8 protein-coding genes are annotated in these 11632 nt (G+C 45.2%); 1 reads left to right on the forward strand and 7 read right to left on the reverse strand.

Annotated features, from left to right (window positions below; genetic code table 11):
* The first annotated feature begins 77 nt into the window (after positions 1-77).
* Positions 78-2387, forward strand: a complete 2310-nt coding sequence (locus EJ419_RS02725) for a transglycosylase domain-containing protein (protein ID WP_131283392.1) — start codon at positions 78-80, stop codon at positions 2385-2387.
* A gap of 153 nt (positions 2388-2540) precedes the next feature.
* Here EJ419_RS02725 and leuA read toward each other — a convergent pair whose 3' ends face one another.
* The 7 genes from leuA to dnaX form a co-directional block, all read right to left on the reverse strand.
* Positions 2541-4433, reverse strand: a complete 1893-nt coding sequence (leuA, locus tag EJ419_RS02730; protein ID WP_131283393.1) for a 2-isopropylmalate synthase — start codon at positions 4431-4433, stop codon at positions 2541-2543.
* A gap of 289 nt (positions 4434-4722) precedes the next feature.
* Complete coding sequence (locus EJ419_RS02735; protein WP_240680312.1) at positions 4723-5382, reverse strand: DUF5701 family protein; 660 nt, start codon at positions 5380-5382, stop codon at positions 4723-4725.
* Positions 5383-5392: 10 nt separating this feature from the next.
* Positions 5393-6463, reverse strand: a complete 1071-nt coding sequence (locus EJ419_RS02740; RefSeq protein ID WP_131283394.1) for an aspartate-semialdehyde dehydrogenase — start codon at positions 6461-6463, stop codon at positions 5393-5395.
* The gene (locus EJ419_RS02745; protein WP_131283395.1) at positions 6463-7035 is read right to left on the reverse strand and encodes an ACT domain-containing protein; all 573 of its coding nucleotides are present in this window, start codon (positions 7033-7035) and stop codon (positions 6463-6465) included. Before EJ419_RS02745 ends, EJ419_RS02740 begins: the two co-directional genes overlap by 1 nt.
* Before the next feature lie 13 nt (positions 7036-7048).
* Positions 7049-7813 (reverse strand): aspartate kinase, encoded by a 765-nt coding sequence (locus EJ419_RS02750; RefSeq protein WP_131283396.1) that lies wholly within the window; start codon positions 7811-7813, stop codon positions 7049-7051.
* A 357-nt stretch (positions 7814-8170) separates the two neighbouring features.
* Positions 8171-8800 (reverse strand): recombination mediator RecR, encoded by a 630-nt coding sequence (gene recR / locus EJ419_RS02755; protein WP_131283397.1) that lies wholly within the window; start codon positions 8798-8800, stop codon positions 8171-8173.
* A gap of 68 nt (positions 8801-8868) precedes the next feature.
* A complete protein-coding gene (gene dnaX, locus EJ419_RS02760; RefSeq protein ID WP_131283398.1) occupies positions 8869-11628 on the reverse strand; it encodes a DNA polymerase III subunit gamma/tau in 2760 nt (919 codons plus the stop codon).
* Between the last annotated feature and the right edge of the window lie 4 nt (positions 11629-11632).

The raw sequence follows: 11632 nt of genomic DNA on the forward strand, positions 1-11632 counted from the left end.
TGAAATTAGCGTAAATGTAATGCGCAATAGCCGTATAAAAATGGACTGTATCGAAAATTCTTACTAGCCTTTTATATATGGCTACTCATAAAAACAACGCAGGATCGACATCTGCTCGTAGTGCTCGTTCTTCTCGTACGAGCACCTCGCATGCACGGAGCGCGCAAGGAAATTCAACACATGGCACCAGCGGCTCTCGACGTCCTCGCAACTCTCGTGGTCCACGACGTTCACATAGTTCTATGAAAAAACGCCCAATTATTAAATACATACTTTTGAGCATTCTTGGTCTTTTCGTTATCGGCGTGGCTGGTTTAGGTATCGCATACGCCACAACTGAAATACCTTCTCCGGAATCCGTTGCTCTAAGCCAGAAGACAACGGTGTATTATAACGATGGAACCACTGCTATCGGTTCATTCCAAGAAGAAAATCGAGAAATTATCGGATGTAGCGCACTGCCAGATTATGTGGGCAATGCAGTAGTAGCTTCGGAAAATCGCTCATTCTGGTCTGATAGTGGCATTGATTTACGCGGAATAGCACGCGCACTGTTCACAAATATCACCACTGGAACCCGTCAGGGGGGTTCAACTATTACACAGCAATATGCAGAACGCTATTATCTAGGCGAAACAAAGAGCTATATCGGAAAGTTACGCGAAGCATTACTCGCACTCAAAATTGCACAAACTCAGGATAAATCAACAGTTCTCTGCAATTATATGAACACAATTTATTTTGGTCGTGGAGCATACGGAATTCAAGCGGCTGCGAAGGCATATTTTAATAAGGATGCCAAAGATTTGACACCATCAGAAGCTGCCTTGATTGCTGGAATTATCCCAGCACCATCGATTTGGGATCCAGCAGTAGACAACGTTGCCGCAACGAAACGATTTAACCGCGTGATCAAGATTATGAAGGAGGACGGCTATCTCACTTCCGAGCAAGCCGCAAGCGCTCAATTACCTCAGACAATTGAGCAAGCATCCACTGACCAATACGCTGGGGATAAAGGCTATCTCCTGTCTATGGTTAAGAGCGAGTTACTTAACACTGATCAATTTACTGAAGATCAATTGATGACCGGTGGATACTCCATTATCACGTCCATTGATAAAGACAAGCAAGCTTATATGCAGCAGGTCGGTGCTGGCGATGGATCTACCCCTGAAACTGTAGAAACAGGTGGTATGAGCGCTGACGTTGATACCGGCGAAATAATTGCGGTCTATGGCGGTAAGGATTACAACACAAAGCAGCTTAATAATGCGACCCAAGCGATTTATCAGGCTGGATCTACAATGAAGACTTTCACCTTAATTGGCGCTATCCAGCAAGATGTAAGTTTGAATACATTATTTAATGGTAATTCTCCTCGCACATACCAAGGCTTAGGAAAATCTGTATCGAATTATGGCAATATAAGCTACGGAAATATTACGCTTACACGCGCCCTGGCTCGATCCGTGAACACAGTTTTCGTTGATTTGAATCAGAAAGTTACTCCGGAGAAAACAGCGCAAATTGCAAAATCTGCAGGTATTTCTTCTTCGATTCAAACCGATTCTCTCTACAATACCTTGGGAATTGACGCTATTCATGTCAGCGAAATCGTCCAAGCATATCAAACAATCGCGCATGATGGAGTAAGAAATGATTTGCACATTGTCCGCGAAGTACGCTCTGATCAGGGAACTAATACCGTGTATACTGCCAATACTCAAGGCACCCAGGTATTCAGTTCTAACGTCACAGCTAATGCTCAAACCGCATTACGAGCAGTAATTACTGAGGGATACGGTACACCAGCTCTTGCTGTTGGTAAAACTGTGGCTGGAAAATCTGGTACAGCAAATGATAACTCTGCTGTAAGTTTCGCGGGCTTCAGCCGACACGTCGTTACCGCTTTTGCTACGTGGAATCCAAGTGATGATGGAAAGACTAACGAGCCGGTACCGACTTTTGGTGGATATACGGATGGAATGGGCTATCCTACTCATCTCTTCACGCTGTATATGAAGCAGGCACTTGCCGGAGTGCAAGATGAGGCTTTCCCTACGCCAAAGAGCACTGGTATTGTTGGTGGACCTGATGGATCATGGGGTTTGGGTGGACAGCGCACCCAGACTCAAAATGATGAGGAGGAAGAGTCTTCTGACGATGATTCCGCTTCTGAATCAAACCGTCGTAATCAGAATCAGGAGCAGCAAAATCAGCAGCAGCAAAATTCCACCGACTCGAATTCCTCAGGTAATTCAGATTCCTCAAGCTCTTCAGGATCATCATCTGAATCGGGAAATTCGGGACAGAATTCACAGGCGAATAACGAGAACAGTTCGTCTCAACCGCAATCTGGAGAGCAGACGACAGGTGGGAACTAGCGTGTGAGAGTTGTGTACTATTCCATTCATAGGATGTGACAACAATGGTTCGGGGCCCTGAGATTTATTCTCAGGGCCCCGAACCATTGGCTTTTACGCGAATCCCGCTAATTTACAGAAGTTAGCAAATCTTTAGCGAAGCTTAAGCTACACCTAGCGCTGTGTGCGGTTGACAGCAGAGAGAATTGCTTTCAGTGAGCTTGTCGTAATTGACGAATCAATACCGACACCCCAGATGATTTGTTCTTCTGGTTCGTCGCCTATCTGGCATTCCACATACGATGCAGCAACTGCATCTCCACCAGAGCTCAACGCGTGCTCAGCATAATCCAGCACGGAAACGTTAAGACCAAGAATCGAAATCGCATTAACAAACGCAGCGATTGGACCGTTGCCCACACCAGAAAGTTCACGAACTCGTGGTTCTTGATTATCATCAGGCATACCATTATCTTGAATCTTCACCTTAATAATGGTGTCATTACTCGATTCATCAGACATGATATTCGCAGCCATCAGACGGTAACGCCCCCACTTCTCAAGTGTTGCATCATGAGAATCCGCAAGAGCTGGATGCTTACCACTTTCCTCTACAGGCAGATATTCATCCTTAAACAAGCGCCAGATATCCTCATCCTTAACTTCACGCTTGGTTTCATCAGCATAACGCTGAACCACTTTATCAAATTCAACTTGGAGACGCTTTGGCAAATCAAGATGATGATTAACCTTAAGCAGATATGCCATTCCGCCCTTACCAGATTGGGAATTGACACGAATAACAGCCTCATATGTGCCACCCACATCTTTAGGATCAATCGGCAAGTATGGCACTTGCCACAGGAATGAATCCAAATCTGCATTTTGTGAAGCTGCTGCGAGCTCACGCGCCTCAATCCCCTTCTTAATCGCATCTTGATGCGAGCCAGAGAATGCAGTAAAAACAAAGTTTCCAATGTATGGATGTCGTTCAGATAGCTGAACCTGATTGCAGTATTCCACCACTTTTCGCACTTCGTGTAAACGTGAGAAATCAATTTGCGGATCAATTCCTTGAACAAGTAAGTTCAGGCCTACAGTGCATAAATCAACATTTCCTGTGCGTTCACCGTTTCCAAATAAGCATCCCTCTACACGATCTGCTCCTGCAAGAAGCGCAAGCTCGGTAGCAGCGATAGCCATACCCTCATCGTTATGAGGATGCAGCGATAGCACGATTGAATCGCGATTCTTCAGATTGCGATCTAAGAATTCAATCTGATCTGCGAAAACATTCGGTGTAGTCATTTCCACCGTTGCAGGAATATTGATAATCATAGGATGCTCAGGCGTTGGCTTGATAATATCAACAACTGCATCGCATACTTCTAATGCGAATTCAGGCTCGGTACCTGTGAAAGATTCAGGAGAATACTCATACGAGATATCAATGCCGTGAGCATCTTCTTCCAATTCTTTACACAGTTTTGCAGCATCAACCGCAAGCTGTTTAATTCCTTCTTTTTCTTTACGGAAAACTACTTCACGCTGAAGTACAGAAGTCGAATTATAGAAATGGACAATCGCTCGCTTGCAACCACGAAGAGCTTCATATGTTTTATGAATCAAATGCTCGCGCGCTTGAGTTAGAACCGCAATAGTGACATCATCTGGAATAAGTTCACGCTCAATCAGCATACGAATAAAGTCATAATCTGTTTCTGATGCTGAAGGAAAACCAACTTCGATTTCCTTATACCCCATGGATACTAAGAGATTCCAGAAACGCAATTTTCGCTCGGAGTCCATTGGATTAACTAAGGACTGGTTACCGTCACGCAAATCGACTGAACACCAGCGAGGTGCACGCTGGAGTTTTTTATCTGGCCACGTGCGTTCAGGATATTCAAAAGGAACCTGCTTATCATAAGCAATGTACTTCGTATAGGGCATCTTGCTTGGCGCCTGTGGGCATCCAACATATCGCTGTCGTGGCAATCGTGGATCATTATTCCCACCATTTGAAGCTGCTGCTAGTGGTGCTAAATCAAACACAGAATTAGTCATTGCTCTTACCTTACGTTGTGATGGAAATTAATGTGTATATTCTTATCCTACGAAAATTTTACGTTTTATGCTCATATCGTCCCGAAATAAGGACTATTTAGACTAATTAAATAGTTTTGGAGAAATTATATGCATTGCGACATATGGTGTTGCAATCATCGCAGTGCAAAAATCTGCAAGAACAGCTTATAAACGTATATGGCGTATGTACCATACACTTAAAGTGCATACGTAGCGTGTATACGCGCAGTCTTATAGAAATTTATAAGACGTATACTACACAATGAACTTATAAAACCGGAACCGACAAGGACAGCGGACTGCCTAACCGACTCTCACAAAATGCATTTCCAAGCCATGTATGTCGCGAATTTGGCCACACAGCCCCCAGACGAGGAGAATTCTGGCTGACCCATACACTCGGTACTCTTCCGTCAGTGCTTCGAGAACCAGGTAAATTAAAGCCGTTCTTATCGGTAAGCCAATGCGGATGCTGGGTAGCGATAGAAATTCCTTCTTCTAAGGTCAAAGGCAGTTTATTGTCTGAATCAATAAGCTTACGCGCCACATCCGGCTCACGGTTAGTGTACTTTGTCCCCGTATGCGGGTCAATAACTATATAGAATGGCCCCTCAGGAGGCTCACAACCATCTTGAGGAATGAAACTTGCAATGTCGCGAGGAGACATTGTAGTAAATCCAGCATTACGACCTATTGCAGTTCGCGCAATAAGGGATTCCGGGGAAACCAATTCGCGCGTAGGAACTAAAAGAATGTTCGTACCTAAATCGTCAAACTCTTCAGTATTGAGCTCGTTTATCAGCGGACGTGCTAATGCACGAAATTCCTCATCGCTCAAATCGGCGACATTGGCATAACCCAAAGCTACAAGGCGATTAAGTTGTTTAATCGCCTCATGAGCTACAGCATTGAACATTTTCACTGTCATAGTACAAATTTTACAGACGATCAGCGAAATGCTTAGAGACCATTACTTCAGCTATCTCAATAGCATTTAAAGCTGCACCCTTACGAAGATTGTCATTGGCTATAAAGAAGCTCAGCCCCTTCTTGCCTTCTACAGACTGATCTTGACGGATACGGCCTACAAAACTTGGGTCTCTGCCAGCAGCTTCCATTGGAGTAGGAACATCCATAAGCTCGACTCCAGGGGCATCTTTGAGAACTTCACGAGCCATGTCAGGTGTAACATCCTTTTCGAATTCTGCTTGGATGCTCATACCATGCGATGTAAATACTCCTACACGTACACAGGTGCATGCTGCGCGAAGTCCTGGGATATGCAAAATCTTACGACTTTCATTACGCCATTTCTGCTCTTCATCCGTTTCTTCGCTACCATCATCAACAATCGAACCAATGAACGGAACCGCATTGAAAGCAATAGTCTTTACAATCTTAGTTGGCGCAGGAAAATCGATTGCGCTTCCATCAAAGACAAGCTTATCTGCACCCTGATCTAAAGCAGTTTGGGCTTCATTCATAAGCTGTAATACGCCATCTCGCCCGGCTCCAGCAACGGCTTGATATGATGATGCAACAAGACGAGTTAAACCAAAGTTCTCATGCAAAGCTTTCACAGCTGGCATCGCAGCCATAGTAGTGCAATTAGGATTTGCGATGATGTGGCTTGGGACATCGTCAAGATCTTCAGGATTAACCTCTGCTACGACGAGAGGAACATCATCATGCATACGCCATTGTGACGAGTTATCAATAACGTAAGCACCTGCCTTTGCAAACTGCGGAGCCCACGTCTTAGACGTGCCACCGCCAGCAGAGAAAATAGCAATATCAATTCCGGATAAATCAGCAGTCGCAACATCTTCAACCACGACATCATGACCTTCGTAATTAATTACCTGGCCAGCAGAACGTGCCGATGCCATAAAGCGCAAGTCTTTAACTGGGAAATTACGCTCCGCCAAAATAGAGCGCATAACCATCCCCACTTGACCTGTAGCACCGAGAACAGCGAGATTTACACCCTTATCATTGATACGAGTCATTAGCGACCAGTCCCCCCATATACGACAGCTTCAATAGTATCTGCATCCAAACCGAATGCCGTATGCACACTGCGAACAGCAGTATTCAAATTTTCCAACGGAACGACAGCAGAAATACGAATTTCAGATGTAGAAATCATTAATACATTAATTGATTCATCAGAAAGAGCCTGGAAGAATCGTGCAGTAATGCCAGAATGAGTTTTCATACCGACACCTACAAGCGAAATCTTACCAATTTGAGTATTCACGTCAGCTGTCTTATAGCTCAGCTCCTCTTTATGAGACTCAATATACTGTTGAACCTTACGCAACTGAGATTCTGGGAAGGTAATGGAAATATCTGCAAACCTATGCTCGGAATCAGTAGCTGCCAAAGCTTGAACAATCATGTCGATATTGATTCCAGCTTCTGCAAATCCTGTAAATACCGCGGTTACGCGACCAGGCATATCAGGAATTCCACGCAATGTAACCATTGCTTCGCTGCTATCATGAGCAACTCCTGAAATAATAGGAGCCTCAGGTCCAGTCATATCTGGGAAAATATCACCAATCGATGTATCTGCCATGAAATCTCCTTAATTAATCTTGATTAGGAATAAGTACAGGATTGATATCTGAGCCGACGACTATCGTTCCCTTTCGCTTCGAGAACGAGCTTCGGACATGAATAGGCATATTAAAACGTCGAGCATACTCTACGCAACGCAATGCCAAGACTTTTGAACCGCTTGCAGCCATTTCCAAAATAGCATCATAGGTTATGGAATCAATACGCTGAGCAGTTGGGACGATACGTGGGTCTGCAGTAAAGACGCCGTCAACGTCGGTATAAATTTCGCATACGTCTGCTCCTAGAGCCACGGCAAGAGCTACAGCTGAAGTATCCGAGCCTCCGCGCCCCAGAGTTGTCGCGTCTCCCAGTGAATTAATGCCTTGGAAACCAGCAACAATAGCAATTTCCCCGTCACTAATAGCTTCTCGTACTCGTTCAGGTTTAACAGAACGGATATGCGCTGCACCATACTGTGTATCAGTCATAAACCCGGCTTGCGACCCAGTAAAGGAATGTGCTTTCTCACCCTGAGCATGAATCGCCATAGCAAGCAGAGACATAGAAATACGTTCGCCAGCTGTCATGAGCATATCCATCTCACGAGCTGAAGGATTGGAATCAATACTCAGAGCTTGGTCAATCAGCTCATCAGTGGTATCTCCCATAGCTGATACCACCACAGCTACATCATTGCCCTTTTTGCGCGTCTCAATAATACGACGAGCCACGCGTTTAATGGATTCAGTATCTGCAACTGAAGAACCACCATACTTTTGTACTATGAGAGCCACATCAATCCAATCTGCTTGAAATGTTATGCGCTTTTTATCTTACGCAAACTCCCTGATTTTGTGTTGTTTCTTAATCAGGGAATGAGACCGATGGGAATAGCTCGGCGTGTCTTGCACACAAGGAGTGACGATTTACTCGTGAGCTTCTCTTCGCTATCACTTCCTCGCAAGCTCTGCCCTGTCGCTGCTTCCTCGCCGTTATATCCTCGTCGTTATATCCCCGCCATTATTTCCACTGTCATCGTTCACTGCCATTCTTACAGCCATATCTCACTAACATCGTTATCACATTCGTTGGCACTTATCCAAAATACACATCCGTAGTATAATTTGGTTATAAAAAATTTCTGCGTTGCCCTATTGTGTTACAGATCGACGGCCAGCTAGTGCTCGGCCGAGAGTAACCTCATCCGCATACTCGAGATCACCACCGACAGGCAAACCACTCGCAAGCCGTGTAATTGTAATTCCTACTGGTTCGAGCAAACGGCTTAGATAAGTCGTTGTCGCTTCTCCCTCGATATCAGGATTGAGAGCAAGGATAACTTCCGTAATACTGTCCTGCGCATCATCGCTTTCAGCAGCTTGCATTCGTCTAACTAATGCTGCGATATTGAGATCTTGGGGTGAAATATTCGCCATAGGATTTATAGCGCCGCCCAGTACATGATAAACACCTCGATACTCGTGGGTTCGCTCGATGCTCATAATATCTTTTGGCTCTTGTACTACACAAATAGTTGTATGATCGCGTCGAGGATCAGCACAAATCGGGCAAGGACTGTTCTCACACACATTGCCACAAATATCACAAAAACGTACCTTATCTCGCATGTCGACAATCGCTTGAGCTAGTTCTTGAGCTTCAGATTCGTCAACTGACAGCAAATGAAAAGCTATACGTTGTGCACCTTTAGGACCAATTCCTGGTAATTTTGCAAAATCGTCAATAAGATTTTGGATGGCACCATCATAAGTAGTTGGCAATGTTTACTCCTCATTCATCGCATAGCTCTTGCTTGCTCATCACGGCCACAAATTGCTAATTGTACAATCTATTTTTTCATCGGATTACGCTCATCGTCCGCAGCGTAATTCTCTGTTTTTTTAGCATTGAACATACGGCTTATATCATCAATGCTTAGGTTCGTCTGGGATGAAATGCTGTCATCATCCATCGAATACACATCTTTATCAGCATCAACTTGAGGATGAGCGATACCAGTCTCCACCCCAGGATTCGCTCCAGCCTCCACCGAGGAATCGACTGAATCTCCGGACATGGACGAAGTAGCTACGCTAGCGTGGGCATGCTGAGCGTGGGCATGAGTCGCTGAATCACGTGCAGATGAATGAGCCGTAGAATGAATTCCAGCGCCATGATCGTCACCATATGTATCACTGTCTGAAATCGAAGACATAGCAAATCCATGCGTTTCAGCGGTATAGTTCTCACCGTATTCGTGATTTGATGCACTATGTGCCCACGGATCGTAGTCGTCACCGATTTGCGTTGATTCAGTTTTTTCATCTGCCGCTTGAGAATCGACAGATGCGATATCCGTTTGAGAATTATCCTCATATTGATTGCTAGCTTCTTGAGCATGCCCCGACTGAGATATCTCAGAAACAGACTGGTCGCTGTGCGTATTAGCATCATGCTCTGGATTGTTCTGTGTAGAAGAGTCCTGTCTTGCGGAGGAATCAACAGCCCATGGGTCGTAGTCCGAATCAATATACTGCTTTTGCTGATGCGCCGGCTCAGTATCCTTAGCGATATCGCTACTGTTTACATTTTGGGTAACTTCAAATCCGGCTCGTTGGTCTGACTCCGTATCGTCAGCTGATATAGCAGAGTTAGCCGAAGCAGCATGCTCACCATCCTCGACGTGAGATGTCGGTGTCGAAAGAGCTTGCATACTTGCAATTGCTGCCTTGGCTGCCATTTGAGCGACTTGAGCCTTGATCTTCGCCTGCTGAGCAGGATCAAGGTTACGCAAAGGGGTAACTGTTTGACCATCAGCTGTACGTGGAGCTGGCGCAACCAGTACAGGCACACCATAACGTTCGCGAAGTTGAGCATTGAGGATTTTTTGAAGCGACGTCTCCCCCTGCACTGCTTCGCTAGATACCGCTAAACCGAATGCATGCTGACTAATTGGGTTCGCGAAAGTCAGCACCATAAGATGTCGACCAGAACGTTCCTGCAATTCAACATAGGGTATGTGCTCACTGTTAACGACGGACTGAATTTTAGTTGGAAGAGAATGTACAACTGCTTCCCATTGTGCATGTGCTTCAGCTGGGTTAAGCTCTACTACTGCAGTTGCCGATTCCTGGCTATTATGAACATCGCGTGAATCATCATGAGCACCACGGGTATCTGTGGTTTGAGGCACTGCTTGTAATACTGACTGTGCAGATGCTTCATGTGGCTGACTATTATCCGCACTGTTACTATCATTCTTCGCAGTAGCTGAGAGATCTGAGATATTGACTTCATCAGCGTTTTGTCTGTGTGTATCCATCTCAGGTACGGATACACTACTAATGACGGTATCATCACTACTACTAGAGCGACTCTTAGCGCGTGCTGCAGCCTTGGCTTTTTGTCTCAATGAGATACGTGGCACATCGTTACTCACAAATGCTGAACGTGCGTTACGAGGTGAAGACTCATTATCATGCGCTTGTGTTGAAACATCCGCGGTAGATACTGGTATCAGCAGTTGTGCAGCTAATAATTCCAAACGCATCCGAGGCGACATTGTCCCAGTCATTGATCCCAATGCAGTATTAATACGCTCAGCGATAACGTTCAATGTTTGCAGATCAAGATCTTGCACTTGTCGCTTCATATCTTCTGTTGTTTGAGCTGACTGCCCAGCATCAAGAACTGCCTCTGCCCGGCTGCCAGCAAGACTGAGCACAAGAAGATCTCGCACATAAGCTAATAAATCTTCGACAAATTTCCGCGGATCAAATCCGCCAGTAACAACCTTCTCGATAACGCCATAAAGCTTTGGTCCATCTTGCTCAATAACAGCATCGACAGCTTCGCCGATAAGGCTATCTGGAGTAAAGCCGAGTAAAGCTACTGAGTCCTGATAAGTAATTACTCCATCAACTGAACCGACCATTAACTGGTCAAGTACTGATAGCGTATCACGCATTGAGCCACCGCCAGCCCGCATAGCAAGACGCAGAACTCCTGGCTCTGGCTTAATACCTTCGCGTGAGCAAATATCTTCCAAATATGGTTGCATCACTTCAGGCGGAACTAACCGGAATGGATAATGATGGGTACGCGAACGAATCGTGCCGATAACCTTATCTGGTTCTGTCGTTGCAAAGATAAACATGACATGCTCTGGTGGTTCTTCAACGATTTTAAGCAAAGCGTTAAAACCATTGCTTGTTACCATATGGGCTTCGTCAAGAATGAAAATCTTGTACCTGTCTCGAGCAGGAGCAAATCCGGCACGTTCTCTGAGTTCACGCGCGTCATCGACGCTACCATGGCTAGCGGCATCTATTTCAACTACATCAATAGAGCCAGGACCATTAGTGCTAAGATCACGACAGCTATCGCATTTCCCGCATGGGTGAGATGTCGGACCTTCCGCGCAATTAATGCACCGAGCGAGAATACGAGCAGATGAGGTCTTACCACATCCACGTGGACCGGAGAACAAATAAGCATGTGTCAATTTGCCTTCATCTAATGCTTTAGATAACGGCTTTGTTACATGATCTTGCCCAATGACGCCCTCAAAAGTGTCTGGTCGATAACGTCGATACAGTGCTAATGCCATGGCT

Origin of the sequence: Alloscardovia theropitheci (assembly GCF_004332295.1) — a bacterium.
Classification (GTDB): Bacteria; Actinomycetota; Actinomycetes; order Actinomycetales; family Bifidobacteriaceae; genus Alloscardovia; species Alloscardovia theropitheci.

Excerpts from the sequence above, each read along its gene's own strand:
- EJ419_RS02725 (WP_131283392.1), top strand. The coding sequence starts at position 78 with ATGGCTACTCATAAAAACAACGCAGGATCGACATCTGCTCGTAGTGCT.
- leuA (WP_131283393.1), bottom strand. The coding sequence starts at position 4,433 with ATGACTAATTCTGTGTTTGATTTAGCACCACTAGCAGCAGCTTCAAAT.
- EJ419_RS02735 (WP_240680312.1), bottom strand. The coding sequence starts at position 5,382 with ATGACAGTGAAAATGTTCAATGCTGTAGCTCATGAGGCGATTAAACAA.
- EJ419_RS02740 (WP_131283394.1), bottom strand. The coding sequence starts at position 6,463 with ATGACTCGTATCAATGATAAGGGTGTAAATCTCGCTGTTCTCGGTGCT.
- EJ419_RS02745 (WP_131283395.1), bottom strand. The coding sequence starts at position 7,035 with ATGGCAGATACATCGATTGGTGATATTTTCCCAGATATGACTGGACCT.
- dnaX (WP_131283398.1), bottom strand. The coding sequence starts at position 11,628 with ATGGCATTAGCACTGTATCGACGTTATCGACCAGACACTTTTGAGGGC.